This window comes from Micromonospora sp. WMMC264, assembly GCF_027497275.1.
GTDB lineage: Bacteria > Actinomycetota > Actinomycetes > Mycobacteriales > Micromonosporaceae > Micromonospora > Micromonospora chalcea.
Genome location: NZ_CP114907.1, coordinates 6,251,410 through 6,268,758 on the forward strand (window position 1 = coordinate 6,251,410; position 17,349 = coordinate 6,268,758).

Consider the following 17,349-nt stretch of genomic DNA (forward strand, 5'->3'; position numbering starts at 1 on the left):
GCAGGCCCGGCTCACTCCTCGCGCTCACGGGCCAACCTTAACGACGACCGTTCCGGCGAACTTGTCGTGGAGGCACTGCTGCCAGGGCTTGTCCCACAGTTGCCAGAAACCGTCGAGGTAGTTGAGGAACGGCACGAACATCCCGCCGGCGAACTCGACGGCCCAGCGCTTGCCGAGCATGCCCCGGCTCAGCGCGGCGTCCGGCTGCACCGGCACGATCCGCAGCTTCATCACCTTCTTGCCCAGCGTCTGGCCGGTCCGGCGGGCGTACTCGACGTGGTAGACCCAGTAGAAGACGAGCATCAGCAGCAGGACCCCGAGCTCGGCGGCGAGCAGCGGCAGGAACACGCCGGTCCAGAGTTCGGCCGGCTCGGGACCGTTGGGGCCCGCCTGCTCGATCTCGTCGATCATCCGGACGAAGACGAGGGCGAAGACCGGCAGGAACAGCACCATCGTCACCGCCATCGCGACGGCGGTGTCGATCAGGTAGGCGATCAGCCGGTCACCGAAGCTCGCCAGCGGCTGCCCGTTCGGCGCCAGCGGGGGCGGGACGGGCCTCGGGGCGTACCCCGGTGGGGGGTAACCGGGCGGCGGGTAGCCGGGCGGGCCGGCGTACCCCGGAGGAACGTGCTGCGCGGGCACCGCGGGCCCGGTGGGCGGCGCGAAGCCGCCGCCCGCGGGTGCAGGCCCGGCAGGCGGCGGCGTCGGGTTCGGGGGAGGCTGGGTCACGCCGACAGTGTTACAGGTTGCCGCGCTTCTCCTGCTCCCGCTCGATCGCCTCGAACAGGGCCTTGAAGTTGCCCTTGCCGAAGCCGAGGGAGCCGTGCCGCTCGATCAGCTCGAAGAAGACGGTGGGACGGTCCTGCACCGGCTTGGTGAAGATCTGGAGCAGGTAGCCGTCCTCGTCCCGGTCGACCAGGATCTTGCGGGACTGCAGCTCCTCGATCGGCACCCGGACGTTGCCGATGCGGGCGCGCAGCTCCGGGTCCTCGTAGTAGGAGTCCGGGGTGTCCAGGAACTCGACGCCCGCCGCGCGCATGGCGTCCACGCTGGCCAGGATGTCGTTGGTGGCCACCGCGATGTGCTGGGCGCCGGGGCCCTGGTAGAACTCCAGGTACTCGTCGATCTGCGACTTCTTGCGGGCCACGGCCGGCTCGTTGAGCGGGAACTTCACCTTGCGGGTGCCGTTGGCGACGACCTTGCTCATCAGCGCCGAGTAGTCGGTGGCGATGTCGTCGCCGATGAACTCGGCCATGTTCGAGAAGCCCATGACGCGCTTGTAGAACTCGACCCACTCGTCCATCCGGCCCAGCTCCACGTTGCCGACCACGTGGTCGACGGCCTGGAAGAACCGCTTCGGCTGGAGGCCGGCGTCGATCATCGGCTGCCGGTCCACGATCGGGCCGCGGGCGACGAATCCGGGCAGGAACGGGCCGGTGTAGCGGGACCTGTCGATCAGGCTGTGCCGGGTGTCGCCGTACGCGGCGATGGACGCCATCCGCACGGTGCCGTGCTCGTCGCTGACGTCGTGCGGCTCGACCAGGCCGGTGGCGCCCTGCGCGACGGCGTGCGCGTACGCGGCGTCCACGTCCGGCACCTCCAGCGCGATGTCGGAGACGCCGTCGCTGTGCTTCGCCACGTGCTCGGCGCCGTCGGCGTCCGGGCGGACCGCGCCGGTCAGCACGAAGCGGGCCGAACCGCTGGTCAGGACGTACTGCGCGTGGTCGCGGTAGCCCTGCTCCGGCCCCCGGTACGCCACGCAGGTCATGCCGAACGCGGTCGAGTAGTAGTGCGCGGCCTGCTTGGCGTTGCCGACCAGGAAGTGGACGTGGTCCATGCCCTTGACCGGGAACGGGTCGCGGCTGATGTCGTGGTCGACGGCGCCGACGAGAGCGTCGACGTCGACCTCCTCGGTCGACTGGGGTCGGTCGATCGCCTGGGTCATGGTGGCCTCCCTCGCGTACCGGCCGGCCTCGTGGGCCGCCGTGGATGTGCTCTTCCGGGGAGGATCTACGGCGCACGGTGAGTTGGGCAACAGTTGGCGTTATTCCTGGTCAGGTTGTGCATTCGGTACCGTCGGACACCATGAACACTGGTCAGGATGTACAGCTGGACGAGCTGGACGCGCGCTTGATCGAACTGCTGGCGGAGGAACCGCGGATCGGGGTGCTGGAGTGCTCCCGGCGGCTCGGCGTGGCCCGCGGCACGGTCCAGGCCCGGCTGGACAAGCTGGTCGGCCGCGGCGTGGTGACCGGGTTCGGGCCGGACATCACGCCCGCCGCGATCGGCTTCGGGGTGACCAGCTTCGTCACGCTGGAGATCAGCCAGCGGCACGGCCACGACCAGGTCACCGCGCACCTGGCCGCCATCCCCGAGGTGCTGGAGGCGCACACCATCACCGGCTCCAGCGACCTGCTCTGCCGCATCGTCGCCCGGTCGAACACCGACCTCCAGCGGGTCATCGACCAGATCGTCGCCTCCGAGGGCATCCGGCGCGCGTCCACCATCATCGCGCTGGCCGAGCAGATCCCGTACCGCACGCTGCCGCTGGTCCGCTCCGCCGCCCGGGGGTAAGGAAGGGCCCCCTGTTAACGCCTGCGGAGGTGGAAGGGCCCCTTATTAACACCTGCCCGGGCAAGAAGCGCTGCGACACGCCCCGCGCGCGACCCGGGGGACCGGTGATCGTCGCTACCGTGTGCGGTGTGAAGGGCCTAGGGGTACGCGGCTGGTTGCTGCTCGGGCTCGTCACCGTGGTCGTACTCGCGGCGACAGGCGTCTGGAACCCGTTCCCGGCGCTGTGGGACTGGGTCGACCGCAGCAAGCCGATCTCCGAGCCGGACGTGGTCTGGCAGCAGCGCGTCGGCGGCACCCCGCGCAGCGTCACCATCGCCGGCGACACGGTGATCGTCGAGCAGCGCACCCGCGTCGAGGCGCGCAGCCTCGCCGACGGCCGCCAGCTCTGGGAGCGCAAGGCCGACTGGTCGGCGGTCGCGGGCGGCGACCGGGACCCGGTCGTCGCCGTGGGCAAGCTGCTGGACAAGGGGTACGAGGTGCTCGACCCGGTCAGCGGCGTGACCCGGCGTCGCGACGATCGGGCGATCGCCGTCTGGACGTACCGGAACCTGCTGCTGGACGCCTACTGCGTGCGGGCCACGGACTGCACGTTGCGGGCCTGGGAGCCGCGCGGCACCGCTCCGCTGTGGAGCGCGTTCCTGCCCGGCGTGCACAGCGGCGTGCTCGCCGACAACCCGGAGCTGCTCGGTACGCGGCGGCTGGGCGCCACCCGGATCGACGGCGGGGTGGCCGGGCCGGAGGCGGTACCGCCGCTGCTCGGCTTCCCGGTCGACGGCCGGGTGCACGTGGTGGACACCGCGACCGGCCGGGTGCTGCAGAACGTCGAGCCGGGCCGGGAGGAGCGGCTGGCGGTGGTCGGCGGCCGGCTGCTCCGGATCGCGGCCACCTCCCGCGACGGGAGCTGCTACTACACCGTCACGGCAGTCGACCCGGCGACGGGTCAGCAGGTGTGGCGGCGGACCGGGATCAACCTGCGTACGGCCGACTACGCCGGCTGCGTACAGCGGGAGGACCCGCAGGGCGCGCGCAACGTCCTGATCGGTGTCGCCCCGGACGGGCGCGAGGCGGTGCTCGACGGGTACGACGGCCGTCTGCTCCAGGTGGGCGCGGACGGTGAGAAGCTGCTCGCCGTGGACGACCGCTACGCCGTGGTGCGCAGCGCCGACAAGGAGTCGCTGCTGGGGCGGGAGCTGTCGGCGGACCGGACCCGGTGGACCCGGCCGGCGGGCGGTAAGAGCGGCGCCGCGCTCACCCCGTACGCGGCGCTGATCAGCGAGGAGAAGCCGTCTCGGCTGATCGCGGTCGAACCGCGCGAGGGCCGCGTCCTGGTCGAGCTGCGGACCGCGGCGAACGCGCTGGCGGTCGGCCCCAACGGCATGATCATCGGGGAGGGCCGGGAGATCGGGTACGTCCGCTGGGGCGCCGGCACGACCGGCGCGCCCGGGCCGGGGCAGGGCGACGCGCCGGTGGCGCCGAACCCCGGGGGCAGCTGGCAGCCGCCCGGCGACCAGGGCAGTTGCGGCCCGAAGCGGGAACTCTGCGTCGACGGCAAGTGACAGCGGGTGAGAGGTCGGGTCACGACCCCACCTGCGGGTGTCACCGATCGACGGCTCTGCCCTAGGCTTTTCGGTCATGAGCAGTGCCGCCGCCTTCTCGTACGCACCCCTGCTGCCGACCGGCCCCGACCTGACGGAATACCGCCTGGTCACCGATGAGGGCGTGGACGTCGTCAACGGCCCGGGTGGCCGCCGGTTCCTGACCGTCGATCCGGGCGCGCTCACCGCGCTGACGGCCGAGGCGATGCACGACATCGCCCACTTCCTGCGCCCGGCCCACCTGGCCCAGCTCCGCTCGATCATCGACGACCCGGCGGCCTCGCCGAACGACCGGTTCGTCGCGCTCGACCTGCTGCGCAACGCCAACATCGCGGCCGGCGGTGTGCTGCCGATGTGTCAGGACACCGGCACCGCGATCGTGATGGGCAAGCGCGGGCGGCACGTGCTCACCGACGGCACCGACGCGGAGGCGATCTCGCGCGGCGTCTACCAGGCGTACACCCGGCTGAACCTGCGCTACTCGCAGCTCGCCCCGCTGACCATGTGGGACGAGCGGAACACCGGCAGCAACCTGCCCGCCCAGGTGGAGCTGTACGCCGAGGACCCGGACGGCCACGCCGACGCGTACAAGTTCCTCTTCATGGCCAAGGGCGGCGGCTCGGCCAACAAGTCCTACCTCTACCAGGAGACCAAGGCCCTGCTGAACCCGACGCGGATGATGCAGTTCCTGGAGGAGAAGCTCCGGCTCATCGGCACCGCGGCCTGCCCGCCGTACCACCTGGCCATCGTCATCGGCGGCACCTCGGCCGAGTACGCGCTGAAGACCGCCAAGTACGCCTCCGCGAAGTACCTCGACGCGCTGCCTACCGAGGGCTCGATGAGCGCGCACGGCTTCCGCGACCTGGAGCTGGAGGCCGAGGTGCTGGAGCTGACCCGCAACTTCGGCATCGGCGCGCAGTTCGGTGGCCGCTACTTCTGCCACGACGTACGGGTGGTCCGGCTGCCCCGGCACGGCGCCTCCTGCCCGGTGGCGATCGCGGTGTCCTGCTCCGCGGACCGGCAGGCGGTGGCGAAGATCACCCCGTCCGGCGTCTGGCTGGAGCGCCTGGAGACCGACCCGGCGCGCTACCTGCCCGACGTGACCGACGAGACGCTGGAGACCGAGGAGGTCGTCCGCGTCGACCTGAACCGGCCGATGGACGAGATCCGGGCCGAGCTGTCGAAGTACCCGGTGAAGACCCGGCTGTCGCTCACCGGGCCGCTGGTCGTCGCGCGGGACATCGCACACGCGAAGATCGCCGAGCGGCTGGACGCGGGCGAGCCGATGCCGCAGTACCTGCGCGACCACGCGGTCTACTACGCCGGCCCGGCGAAGACCCCCGAGGGCTACGCCTCCGGCTCGTTCGGTCCCACCACGGCCGGCCGGATGGACGCGTACGTGGAGAAGTTCCAGGCGGCCGGCGGCTCGATGGTGATGCTCGCGAAGGGCAACCGGTCCGCTCAGGTGACCCGCTCCTGCCAGGCCCACGGCGGGTTCTACCTCGGCTCGATCGGTGGCCCGGCCGCCCGCCTCGCCCAGGACTGCATCAAGCACGTCGAAGTGCTCGAATACGCCGAGCTGGGCATGGAGGCGGTCTGGAAGATCGAGGTGGAGGACTTCCCCGCCTTCATCGTCGTCGACGACAAGGGCAACGACTTCTTCGCCGAGGTCACCAAGCCGGTGCTCACCGTCGGCCGCCGCTGAGTTCAGACGCACAGACATCGGTGCGCCTGCCCGGTCGGACCACCGGACAGGCGCACCGCCCCCGTCGGATGCCGTCATCGGCAACCCGCACCGAGTCTGTGCGCCGCCGCTATCGGATCGCTATCGCCTCGGCGCGGCGCTCGGTGACCGCCGGGCTACGCTGCTGCAGGGTTGATACGGCGGTCGGGGGAGCGCGGTGCGGTTCGGAATCTTGGGGCCCCTGCGGGTCGGCGGCGGTGAAGCCACCGTCACCGCGGGTCGAGATCGAATCGTCCTCGCCATGTTTCTGCTGCGTCCGGGCCTGGTGGTGCCGACCGAGGACCTGATCGACGCCGTGTGGGAGGACCGTCCCCCGGCGACCGCGCGGACCCAGCTCCAGATCTGCGTGTCTCGACTGCGGCAGCGGTTCGCGGCGCTCGGCCTGCCCACCGTGACCATCGTCACCGACCCGGCCGGATACGGCATCCGGATCGAGCCGGGCGATCTCGACGCAGAGGTGTTCGCCAACGGTGTGGAGACGGCCCGCCGGAACGCCGAAGCGGGCCGGCTGATCGAGGCGCGTCAGAACTACCGGGACGCGCTGGCGTTGTGGCGTGGGCCGGTGCTGGCCGGCATCCCCGCCCGTAGCGTGCGGCGGCGGGCGCAGGCGCTCGACGAACAGCGGCTCGCCGCGCTGGAGGACTGCGTCGACATCGAGTTGCGGCTGCGCCGGGCGCCCGAGCTGGTCGACGAGCTCACCGAGGCGGTCGAGCGCGAGCCGCTGCGGGAACGGTTGCGGGGGCAGTTGATGCTGGCCCTGTCGGCGGTCGGCCGCCACGCGGACGCGCTGGCTGTCTACCGGGAAGGGCGGCGGATCTACGCCGAGGAGCTGGGCATCGAGCCGGGCGCCGCGTTGCAGGAGCTGCACCAGCGGATACTCGCCGGCGACCTGGCGCTGAGCGGCCCGGAGAGCCGGGTTGCCGCGCCGGTGCGGGCGCTGCCGCGCGCGATCAGCGACTTCACCGGGCGGCAGCAGACAGTGGCCCGGCTGGTGCGGGAGGTCGAGGAGGGTAGCCGGGTCCAGCTCGTCGACGGCATGGCGGGCAGCGGCAAGACCACGCTCGCCGTGCAGGTGGCGACCGCTGTGGCCGGCCGGTTCCCCGACGCGCAGCTCTTCATCGACCTGCACGGGCACAGCGACCGCAGCCCGCTCAGTACGACAGTGGCCGCCGCCACCCTGCTCCGGCAGCTCGGCGTGCCGGCTGAACGGGTGCCGGCCGACCCGACGGACCGGCTGGCGATGTGGCGTTCCGAGCTGGCCGGGCGTCGGGCCGTGGTGGTGCTCGACAACGCGGCCGACGCCGGCCAGGTCGCACCGCTGCTGCCCAACGGTCCGGACTGCCTGATACTGATCACCAGCCGTCGTCGCCTGATCGGCCTGGACTCGGGCCGCCCGTCCTCGCTGCCGGTACTCGACGCCGACGAGGCGGTCGAGCTGCTGGCCCGCGTGGCCGGCGCGGAGAGGGTGGCCGCCGAGCCCGAGGCGGCGATGGAGGTGGCCCGCCGCTGCGGACACCTTCCGCTGGCCCTGCGGCTGGCCGGGGCCCGGCTCGCGCACCGGCCGCGGTGGCGGGTGGCCGACCTGGCGGAGCGGCTGGCCGGCGCGTCCGACCCGCTGGCCGAGCTGGTCGCGGGAGAGCGGTCGGTGGCCGGCGCCTTCGCGTTGTCGTACGAGCAGGTGTCGCCGCTCGCGCAGCGGGTCTTCCGCCTGCTGGGCCTGCACCCGGGTCAGTGTGTCGACAACCGGGTGCCGGCCGCGCTCGCCGACCTGCTGCTGCCGCAGGCGCAGGACGCGCTCGACGAACTTGTCGACGCGCACCTCGTCGAGGAGGTGGAACCGGGCCGCTACCAGCTGCACGACCTGATCCGCGAGTACGCGCGCACGCTCGGCGCCGGACGCGAGACCGCCGACGAGCGGCGGGCGGCGGTGGGCCGTCTCATCGACTTCCATCTTCAGGTCACCGCGTCCATCGGGCGGTCGATGGAGACGGGCGCCGAGCCGTCCCTGTTCGACCTGCCGGAGCCGGCGCGGCCCGACCTGGTGGCAGCCACTGTCGGCCTCGGCCGAGCATGGTTGGAGGAGAACCGCTCGACCCTGACGGCGCTCGTCCGGCTGGCGGAGAACGAGGGTTTTCTCCGGCAGAGCTGGCAGTTCGCCCGGGTCGCCTGGGTCAGCAACTTCTACGGCGGTCGCCTGGACGACCTGATCGAGACGCATCAGATCGGTCTGCGGGCCGCCGAGCGCCTGGGCGACGAGGAGGCCGTTGCGACGATGCTCAACTATCTCGCCTCGGCGGACTACCGCCGGGCGCGGTTCGCCGAGGCCATCCGGCGGCTGGAGGCGGTGGTCGGTATCTACCGCAGGCTCGACCGGCCGGGCGAGCTGCGCAAGGTGCTGGGCAACCTCGGCACCGCGTACGCGGTCGACGGGCAGCACCAGCGGGGTATCGAACTCCTGACCGAGTCCGCGGCGATCGCCCGCCGGTCGGGCGAGTCGTCGTGGTTGTCCAACCTGCTGAACAACCTCTCGTTCACCCTGATCTCGCACGGCCGGTACGACGAGGCTGTGCGGATGTGCCGCAACCAGATGGCTGTCGCACGGCAGGCCGGCGACCTGCGGCAGCTCGGCAACTCGATCGGGCACCTCAGCATGGCGCGGCACCGGCGCGGCGAGCACGGGCCCGCGCGCCGGCTCCTGCGCGCCGGCCTGAGGCTCAAGCGCCGGGTGGGCAACCGGTACGGCGAGGGCGAGCTGCTCAACGAGCTGGGCATGATGGAGCGCGAGGAGGGCCGGCCGGAGCTGGCCGCCTCGCTGCACCGGGACGCCCTCGTGGCCATGATCGACGCCGGGGATCTGGTCGGGCAGTGCGCCTCCCGGAACCTGCTGGCCCGGGCGATCTTCGACCAGGGTGACGTGGCCAGCGCGCTGGACCTGCACCGCCGGGTGCTAGCCGACGCCGAGCGGCTGGGCCTGCGCTACGAGCAGGCCCGCGCCCTGGACGGCCTCGCGCGATGCCTGCGCCACGACGACCCCGACCAGGCCCGCCGGTACGCCGGGCGTGCGCTGGCGCTGTTCCGTCAGGTCGAGACGCCGGACCAGCGGGACACCGAGAAGCTGCTGGTCGAGCTGGGCTGAGGGGGCCGCCACTTTCCCTGCACTCCGACCGGCGGCGCGGCAGGATGGTAGGCGTGACGACTCCAGAGGCGACCGGCTACCGGATCGAACGCGACTCGATGGGCGAGGTGGAGGTGCCCGCCGAGGCACTGTGGCGGGCGCAGACCCAGCGCGCGGTGCAGAACTTCCCGATCTCGGGGCGCGGGCTGGAACCGGCCCAGATCAAGGCCCTGGCGCAGATCAAGGGGGCGGCGGCACTGGTGAACGGTGAGCTGGGGGTGATCGACGCGGACGTGGCGCAGGCGATCGCCACCGCCGCCGCGCACGTCGCCGAGGGCGGCTACGACGACCAGTTCCCGGTGGACGTGTTCCAGACCGGCTCCGGTACGTCGTCCAACATGAACACCAACGAGGTCATCGCCACCCTCGCGAGCCGCGAGCTGGGCCGCGACGTGCACCCGAACGACCACGTCAACGCGTCGCAGTCCAGCAACGACGTGTTCCCCACCTCGATCCACCTGGCCGCCACGCAGTTCGTGGTGGAGGACCTGATCCCGTCGTTGAAGCAGCTCGCGGGCGCGCTGGAGGAGAAGGCGGCCGAGTTCGAGACGGTGGTCAAGGCCGGGCGTACCCACCTGATGGACGCCACGCCGGTCACGCTCGGGCAGGAGTTCGGCGGCTACGCGGCGCAGGTCCGCTACGGCGTCGAGCGGCTGGAGTCGGCGTTGCCCCGGCTGGCCGAGCTGCCGCTGGGCGGCACCGCCGTGGGCACCGGCATCAACACGCCGCTGGGGTTCGCCGAGCGGGTGATCGGCAAGCTGCGGGAGTCGACCGGGCTGCCGTTGACCGAGGCGCGCAACCACTTCGAGGCGCAGGGCGCCCGGGACGCGCTGGTGGAGACCTCGGGCCAGCTCCGTACCGTCGCGGTCGGTCTCTACAAGATCGCCAACGACGTGCGCTGGATGGGTTCCGGCCCGCGCGCCGGCCTGCGTGAGCTGCGCATCCCCGACCTCCAGCCCGGCTCGTCGATCATGCCCGGCAAGGTGAACCCGGTGGTGGCCGAGGCGATGCGGCAGGTCTGCGCCCAGGTGGTCGGCAACGACGCGGCGGTGGCGTTCGCCGGGTCGCAGGGCGACTTCGAGCTGAACGTGATGCTTCCGGTGATGGGCCGCAACCTGCTGGAGTCGATCAAGCTGATCGCCGCGTCCAGCCGGCTGTTCGCCGAGCGGCTGGTGGCCGGCCTGGTCGCGGACGCCGAGGTCTGCCTGGCGTACGCGGAGGGCTCGCCGTCGATCGTCACCCCGCTCAACCGCCACCTCGGGTACGACGAGGCCGCCTCGATCGCGAAGGAGGCGCTGGCCAAGCAGGTGTCCATCCGCGAGGTGGTGATCTCCCGAGGTCACGTCGACTCGGGCAAGCTCACCGAGACCCAGCTGGACGAGGCGCTGGACCTGCTCCGGATGACTCACCCCTGAGACCGGCGCCGGTAATTGCCTCGACCCGTCACCGTGGGCGCGGCATGATCCGACGGTGCGTGACGACGGCGGGGTGCTGCTGGAGACCGCGCGGCTTACGCTGCGCCGGTTCACGATGGACGACGTGGACCGGTTGGTGGCGCTGGACGCCGACCCGGAGGTCATGCGCTTCCTGACCGGCGGCGTGCCGACCCCGGCCACGACATTCCGGGACGACGTGCTGCCCCGGGTGCTCGCGCAGTACACCCGGCACCCCGGGCTCGGCCGCTGGGCGACGCTCGACCGGTTCACCGGCGAGTTCCTCGGCTGGCACTCGCTCGACCCGTCCGACGACGGCGCCGAGGCGGAGCTGGGCTACCGGCTGCGCCGCGCGACCTGGGGGCACGGGCTGGCCACCGAGGGCGCGCGGGCGCTGGTGCGGCACGCGTTCGACACGGTCGGCGTCCGCCGCGTGTGGGCGCAGACGATGGCGGTGAACGACCGCTCCCGGGCGGTCATGGCCCGCGCCGGGTTGCGCTACGTCCGCACGTTCCACCTCGCGTTCGACGACCCGATCCCGGGTACGGAGCACGGCGAGGTGGAGTACGAGCTGTCCCGGGAGGACTGGCCCGCGACCCGTCAGGACTGGGACGCCGCCCTGCGGGCCCGGTAGGCGCTCACCGCGGCCCGGTTGCCGCAGCCGGCGTCGCAGAACCGGCGGGAGCGGTTCCGGGACAGGTCGACAAGCACGTTGTCGCAGTCGGGGTGGTCGCAGTGCCGCAGCCGGCTCAGTTCGCCCATCCGTACCAGGTCGGCCATCGCCATCGCGGCCTCGACCGCCATCCGGGTCGCCAGCGGCGCGTCCCGCGGCACCGCGTGCAGGTGGTACGGCTCGTCGTCGTGCCGGACGAGTTGCGGCAGCGCGTGCGACTCGCGCAGCAGCCGGTTGACGATCGCCACCACCTCGTCGGTGTCGGCGTACCAGATGCGGCGCAGCCGGGGCCGCAGCGCGCGGACCTGGCGCAGTTCGGTTTCGGTGTGCTCGTGCCGGCCGCTCCACCCGTGGGTGGTGAAGAAGGCGTCCAGGGCGGCCACGTCGGGCAGCCCTTCCCGGTCGCCGTCGGCGGTGTTCACCAGTGCGGCGGCACCGACCAGCGCGCATTCGGTGTCATGAGCGAAAAGCAACTTGACTCCTGTCAGGGGCTCCGCCTAGCGTCATCAGCATAACCGTCCTTCACTCATGACCTGGAGCTGTCGATGCGTGAACGATCCGGCGTCGGGCTCGGTCTGGCACTGCTCTCCGCGATCACGTTCGCGACCTCGGGCACGTTCGCCCGCCCGCTGATCACCGGCGAGTGGTCGGCGGTCGCGGTGGTGATCGCCCGGGTCGGCATCGCCGCGCTGGTGCTCGCCGTGCCCGCCCTGCTGGCCCTGCGCGGCAAGTGGTCGGTGCTGCGGCGCAACGGCGTCACGGTGCTGCTGTTCGGGCTGCTCGGCGTCGCCACCGCGCAGGCGTGCTTCTTCAACGCGGTCCGCTACCTCCCGGTCGGTGTGGCGCTGCTGCTGGAATACCTCGGCATCGTGCTGGTGGTCGGATGGATGTGGCTGGTCCACGGGCAGCGCCCGCGAGCGCTGACGGTGGCCGGCTCGGTCACCGCCCTGTGCGGGCTGGCGCTCGTCCTCGACCTCACCGGAGCCGGCCGCCTGGACCCGGTGGGCGTGCTGTGGGGTCTCGGCGCGGGCGTCGGGCTGGCCGGGTACTTCGTCATCGCCGGCCGGATCGACGCCGAACTGCCGTCGGTGGTGATGGCCAGCGGCGGCATGGCTGTCGGCGCGCTGGTGCTGCTCCTGCTCGGCGGCATCGGCGCGCTGCCGCTCGCCGCCGGCACCGCCGACGTCACCTTCGCCGGGCACCAGGTGAGCTGGCTGGTGCCGATCGCCGGGCTGTCGCTGATCGCCGCCGTGGTCGCGTACCTGGCCGGGGTCGCCGGCACCCGGCTGCTCGGGGCCCGGCTGTCCTCCTTCGTGGGGCTGACCGAGGTGATGTTCGCGGTGCTGATCGCCTGGCTGGTGCTCGACGAACTGCCCAGCCTGATCCAGCTGGCCGGCGGGGTGCTCATCCTCGGCGGCGTCGCCCTGGTCCGGGCGGACGAACTGCGCGGCACACCTTCGGCGGCCACGTCCGCCGAGCCGGTGCTGGCAGGCGACCGGTGAGCGGGCCGCGCAGCGCTGTCGTCTTCGACGCCGACGAGACACTCGTCGACCTGCGCCCGGCGGTCACCGGCGCGCTCGTCGCCGTACTGAAGGAGATGCGGCGGCGGACCCCGGCGGCGGCCGGGGTGTCGCTCGCGGACCTGGAGGGGGACTGGGGTGCGGTCTTCGGCGCGCTCAGCGCCGCCCCGGTGCAGGAGATCCGGCGGGCCGCGCTGGCCCGCTCGCTGGCCCGGGCCGGGCTGGAGACGGAGCTGGACGAGTTGGCGGAGTTGTTCTTCGCCCGCCGGTACGCGCTGAGCCGGCCCTTCCCCGACGCGCTGCCCGCGTTGGCGGCACTGCGCCCGCACCACGTGCTGGGCTTCGCCACGAACGGGAACAGCCGCGCCGAACGCTGCGGCCTCGCCGGGCAGTTCGCCTTCGAGCTGTACGCCCACGAGGGCGGCCTGCCGAAGAAGCCGGCCGGGGAGTTCTTCGCGGCCGTGGTGGCGGCCGCCGGGCTGCCCGCCGCGCGGATCGTGCACGTGGGCGACTCGCCGGAGCACGACGTGGTCGCCGCCCAGCGGGCCGGACTGCGTGCCGTCTGGCTCAACCGGGGCGGCCTTCCCCGGCCTCGTGGCCTCGAACCGGACGCCGAGGTGTCCACGCTCGCCGGACTGTCCACGGTGCTCAACACCTTGACAAGCGCGAATGCCTAGTTGCGGCCGATAACGGACGTCGATCTGGCGGAACCCGCTCCCGTGATGTGGGATGACACCACGTCCCTCAACGAGAGGATCTGATGTGGTGAGCAAGCGCTTCACCGTCGGCGCGGTCGCGGCTGCGGCTTCGCTGGCACTCACGGTGACCGGCCTGGGGATCCCGGCGAACGCCGCGCCGTCGGACACCCGGACCTTCACCGTGCTGGCCGAGAGCGGTGTGTCCACCGACGCCGCGATCGCCGCGATCACCGCCGCCGGCGGCACTGTCGTCGCCCGTACCGACGATGTCGGCCTCTTCCAGGTCACGAGCGACCGGGCGGACTTCGCCAGCCGGGCCACCGCCGCCGGCGCCCTGGTCGGCGCGGCCGAGGAGAAGGCGATCGGCCGCAAGCCGAAGCTGGACCGGGTCGAGCAGGAGCACCTGCTGGCCGCCGCGGCGACCAAGGGCAAGGCCGCCAAGAACAACGGCAAGAAGATGGACCCGCTCGACGACAAGCTCTGGGGTCTGGACATGATCCGGGCCGACAAGGCCCGCAAGATCGAGCCGGGTGACCGCCGGGTGACCGTCGGCATCCTGGACACCGGCGTCGACGCCAGCCAGCCCGACCTGGCACCGAACTTCAACTGGGCACTGTCGCGCAACTTCGCCCCGGACATCCCCGAGGTCGACGGCCCGTGCGAGGTGGCCAGCTGCCTCGACCCGGTCGGCACCGACGACGGCGGGCACGGCACCCACGTGGCCGGCACCATCGGCGCCGCCGCCAACGGCTTCGGCCTGTCCGGCGTGGCCCCGAACGTCTCCCTGGTCGAGCTGAAGGGTGGTCAGGACAGCGGCTACTTCTTCCTCAACCCGGTGGTCAACGCCCTGGTGCACGCGGGCCGCTCCGGCCTGGACGTGGTCAACATGTCCTTCTACGTCGACCCGTGGCTCTACAACTGCACCGCCAACCCGGCCGACTCGCCGGAGGCGCAGGCCGAGCAGCGCACCGTCATCGAGGCCATGAAGCGGGCGCTCAACTTCGCGCACCGCAAGGGCGTCACGCTCGTCGGCTCGCTCGGCAACAACCACGAGGACCTGGGCGCGCCGCGCACCGACGTGAGCAGCCCGGACTACGGCGCCGACCCGTACCCGCGCCCGATCGACAACGCGACCTGCTGGGACCTGCCGGTCGAGGGCCCGCACGTGATCGGCGTGTCGGCGGTCGGGCCGTCCGGCAAGAAGTCCGACTACTCGAACTACGGCACCGAGCAGATCTCGGTGGCGGCGCCGGGTGGCTGGTTCCGGGACGGCTTCGGCACCGACACGTACCGCACCGACGCCAACATGATCCTCTCCACGTACCCGAAGAAGGTGCTCCAGGAGGAGGGGTCGGTCGACGAGAACGGCAACATCGTCGCCGGCTTCGAGAACTCGGTGTTCAAGCAGTGCACCGCGAAGGGTGAGTGTGGCTACTACACCTACCTCCAGGGCACCTCGATGGCGTCCCCGCACGTCTCGGGCGTGGCGGCGCTGATCGTCAGCAAGCACGGCAAGAAGGAGGGCCGCAACGGCTACGGCATGGCGCCGAACCTGGTCGAGCAGCACCTCTACCGGACGGCGGCCGAGCACGCCTGCCCGGAGCCGCGGCTGCAGAGTTACACCAACGAGGGCCGGAGCGCCGAGTTCGACGCGTACTGCGCGGGCTCGCTGAACTTCAACGGCTTCTACGGCTACGGCATCGTCGACGCCTACGCCGCGGTGAAGACCCCGGTCAAGCCGAACGTACGACCGTAACGACCGTTTCCCCGAGGTGGCGGTGTCCGGATCACCCGGACGCCGCCACCTCGGCGTTCCGGCGGGTGTCACGGGCGCCACCCCCGGGCCACCAGTGCGGCGCGGATCTCCCGCACCAGGTCGGGGAACTCCTTGCGCAGGCGGCGGCCGGTCACGTGCAGCACCAGCCAGCCGGCCGCGACGAGCTGGTTGAGCCGCCGCCGGTCGAGGTGCATCCGGTCCGCGTCGGAGTGCCACTGACCGTCGTACTCGACCGCGACGCGGAACTCCGGCCAGGCCAGGTCGGGGTGCAGGATCAGGCCGGTCGACACCCGCACCGGATACTGGGCCACCGCGCGGGGCAGGCCGGCGAGGGCGAGACGGACCCGCAGGTGGGACTCGGGCGGGGACTGGGCCAGCCCGTCGGTCAGGCCGAACACCCACGCCGCCCGCCGCCCACCGGGGCGGCAGGCGTTCCGGGCCGCCTCGCTCGCCAGCGCCGACCGGTTCACCGAACCGGTACGCAGCAGCCCGTCGATGATGCCGACCGCCTTCACCGGATCGGCCCAGACCGCTGTCTCCCAGGCACAGGCGGCCGGCTCGGTGCGTGGCGGCGGCCCGGCCAGGGTCAACGCCGCGCCGGGGGACGACTCTGTGAACGGGCTCGATGCGGCTGAGTTCTGCGGGTCGGCCGGGCCGGGCGGTCCGGGGCGGTTGTGGGGGTGGGCCGGATCCGGCGATCTGGTCCGGCCCGGTGTGCCCGGGAGGCGGTCCGCCGCAGGCGGTGCTGCTACGGGCGACCTGGTGCCGGTGGCAGGGCGTGTGCCTGCGGATGGGCTCGTGCCGTCGGGTGGGCTCGTCCTGGCGGGCGACCTCGTGCCGGTGGGTGGGCTTGTGCGCGCGGGTGCGGCGGCGCCGACGGGGACCAGGAGGCCGCTGCGGGTGCTCGACATCGGGGCGTGGTGCACCCGGACACCCGGCTGGGAGTCGGCCCGGACCGTGGCCGGCAGCAGGACGTGCACGTCGTCGGTGAAGCCCGCGGCGTGCTCGACCCCGTGCAGGTAGGCCGCCGAAGGGCCGGCGATCGCCGCGCCGGGTGGCAGGCGCAGCAGCGCCGCGCGACAGGCCAGCGCGTGGTCACGGTCGAGCCGCGCGTCGGCGTAGACGTCCTGCCGGAGCCGGACCCAGGACGCGCCGCGCAGATGGTGCCGGGACAGCAGCCCGTGCCGGATAGCTTCCGAGCCCCGGAAGACCTGCCAGGCCAGCTCCGGTGGGCGATGAGGATGAGGTGGCATGTGACGAGCGTGGCGGCGCACGGGTCGAGATCGATACCCCTGTGGACAGCCGCAGCCGTGCCGCCCTCCGCGCCCTGTGGACAACCCCCGCGCGGCCTGTCCGCGTGCTATGGCCTTCGACCTGCTCATGATCCACTCCACCTCGGGGAGGTGGTGGTGTCCGGGCCGCTTGATGCAGCCACCTCGCCGAGCTGGCGTAAAGGGCGCGCGCGGGTCAGGAGAGCGCGGTGGCGACCGCCTCGGCGGCGGCCGTCACCTGGGCGCCGATGTCCGCCACGTCGAGCGGGGTCAGCGACACCACCCCGACGCTGCCCTCCAGGCCGGGCACACCCAGCACCGGCGCCGCCACCCCGTACGCGCCTGATTGAAGCTCACCGCTGGTGCTCACCGGCCCCGGATCGCCGGCCCGCCCGGCCAGCACGGCCCGGCCGGCGGCGCCCCGCTCCAGGGGGTGCCGGGTGCCGGTCCGGTACGCCACGTGGAAGGACGTCCAGCTCGGCTCGACCACCGCGAGCGCCACCCCCTCGCCGCCCTCGACCACGGTCAGGTGGGCCGTCGCCCCGGTGCCCTCGGCGAGGCGGCGCAGCGCCGGCAGCGCGCCCTCGGCGAGCAGCGGCTGGGCGCGGCGGGCCAGGTGCAGCACGCCCACGCCGATGCGCAGCCGGCCCTCGCCGTCGCGGCGGAGCATGCCGTGGCCGGTCAGCGCGCCGACCAGCCGGTAGACAGCGGCGCGGCCGATGCCCAGCCGGTGCGCCGCCTCGGTGACGGTGAGCCCGCCCGGCGCGTCCGCGACGAGGTGCAGCAGGCGCAGACCCCGGTCCAGGGTCTGTGCGGTCTCTCCCGTGCGCGCCGCCGTGTCCACAGCACGCAGCGTACGACCCGGCTCCGGCCAACCTCGAAATGTGCG

Annotated in this window: 14 protein-coding genes; 9 read left to right on the plus strand and 5 right to left on the minus strand. The window is 72.6% G+C overall.

The genetic code is table 11. The annotated features are described in order from the left end of the window. Window positions 1-24: 24 nt before the first annotated feature. Window positions 25-729 carry an RDD family protein gene (locus O7542_RS27885; protein WP_064446756.1) on the minus strand — a complete coding sequence of 235 codons (705 nt, stop codon included), beginning with the start codon at window positions 727-729 and terminating at the stop codon, window positions 25-27. A 10-nt stretch (window positions 730-739) separates the two neighbouring features. Then, a complete protein-coding gene (gene hppD / locus O7542_RS27890) occupies window positions 740-1,945 on the minus strand; it encodes a 4-hydroxyphenylpyruvate dioxygenase (protein WP_043327937.1) in 1,206 nt (401 codons plus the stop codon). Between the two features lie 140 nt (window positions 1,946-2,085). On the opposite strand from hppD, the gene O7542_RS27895 reads away from it, so the two are divergent. The 6 genes from O7542_RS27895 (at window position 2,086) to O7542_RS27920 (ending at window position 11,155) form a co-directional block, all read left to right on the plus strand. After that, on the plus strand, window positions 2,086-2,574 hold the full coding sequence (locus O7542_RS27895; RefSeq protein ID WP_013288920.1) for an Lrp/AsnC family transcriptional regulator: 489 nt from the start codon (window positions 2,086-2,088) through the stop codon (window positions 2,572-2,574). A gap of 119 nt (window positions 2,575-2,693) precedes the next feature. Further along, entirely contained in the window at window positions 2,694-4,130 is a 1,437-nt protein-coding gene (locus tag O7542_RS27900) for a PQQ-binding-like beta-propeller repeat protein (protein WP_140946390.1), read from the plus strand. Window positions 4,131-4,206: 76 nt separating this feature from the next. Further along, window positions 4,207-5,874, plus strand: coding sequence for a fumarate hydratase (locus O7542_RS27905; RefSeq protein ID WP_030502831.1), 1,668 nt, complete (start codon window positions 4,207-4,209; stop codon window positions 5,872-5,874). Window positions 5,875-6,070: 196 nt separating this feature from the next. After that, window positions 6,071-9,049 carry an AfsR/SARP family transcriptional regulator gene (locus O7542_RS27910; RefSeq protein WP_281605420.1) on the plus strand — a complete coding sequence of 993 codons (2,979 nt, stop codon included), beginning with the start codon at window positions 6,071-6,073 and terminating at the stop codon, window positions 9,047-9,049. 44 nt (window positions 9,050-9,093) lie between these two features. After that, window positions 9,094-10,503, plus strand: coding sequence for a class II fumarate hydratase (locus O7542_RS27915; protein WP_176722885.1), 1,410 nt, complete (start codon window positions 9,094-9,096; stop codon window positions 10,501-10,503). Between the two features lie 55 nt (window positions 10,504-10,558). After that, the gene (locus tag O7542_RS27920; protein WP_281605421.1) at window positions 10,559-11,155 is read left to right on the plus strand and encodes a GNAT family N-acetyltransferase; all 597 of its coding nucleotides are present in this window, start codon (window positions 10,559-10,561) and stop codon (window positions 11,153-11,155) included. Here O7542_RS27920 and O7542_RS27925 read toward each other — a convergent pair. Further along, a complete protein-coding gene (locus O7542_RS27925) occupies window positions 11,122-11,667 on the minus strand; it encodes a CGNR zinc finger domain-containing protein (RefSeq protein WP_069089593.1) in 546 nt (181 codons plus the stop codon). The genes O7542_RS27920 and O7542_RS27925 overlap by 34 nt on opposite strands. Before the next feature lie 72 nt (window positions 11,668-11,739). Here O7542_RS27925 and O7542_RS27930 point away from each other — a divergent pair, with 72 nt between their 5' ends. The 3 genes from O7542_RS27930 to O7542_RS27940 all read left to right on the plus strand — a co-directional run bounded on the left by O7542_RS27930 (window position 11,740) and on the right by O7542_RS27940 (window position 15,168). Further along, the gene (locus O7542_RS27930; RefSeq protein ID WP_281605422.1) at window positions 11,740-12,696 is read left to right on the plus strand and encodes an EamA family transporter; all 957 of its coding nucleotides are present in this window, start codon (window positions 11,740-11,742) and stop codon (window positions 12,694-12,696) included. Further along, window positions 12,693-13,391, plus strand: a complete 699-nt coding sequence (locus tag O7542_RS27935) for an HAD family hydrolase (protein ID WP_281605423.1) — start codon at window positions 12,693-12,695, stop codon at window positions 13,389-13,391. Before O7542_RS27930 ends, O7542_RS27935 begins: the two co-directional genes overlap by 4 nt. Before the next feature lie 88 nt (window positions 13,392-13,479). Continuing rightward, window positions 13,480-15,168: a S8 family serine peptidase gene (locus tag O7542_RS27940; RefSeq protein WP_064446854.1), complete on the plus strand. Its 1,689-nt coding sequence runs from the start codon at window positions 13,480-13,482 to the stop codon at window positions 15,166-15,168. A gap of 68 nt (window positions 15,169-15,236) precedes the next feature. Here O7542_RS27940 and O7542_RS27945 read toward each other — a convergent pair whose 3' ends face one another. Together O7542_RS27945 and O7542_RS27950 are read right to left on the minus strand one after the other, a co-directional pair. Continuing rightward, on the minus strand, window positions 15,237-16,442 hold the full coding sequence (locus tag O7542_RS27945; protein WP_281605424.1) for a hypothetical protein: 1,206 nt from the start codon (window positions 16,440-16,442) through the stop codon (window positions 15,237-15,239). 214 nt (window positions 16,443-16,656) lie between these two features. After that, window positions 16,657-17,304 carry a helix-turn-helix domain-containing protein gene (locus O7542_RS27950; RefSeq protein ID WP_043327947.1) on the minus strand — a complete coding sequence of 216 codons (648 nt, stop codon included), beginning with the start codon at window positions 17,302-17,304 and terminating at the stop codon, window positions 16,657-16,659. Window positions 17,305-17,349 lie beyond the last annotated feature (45 nt).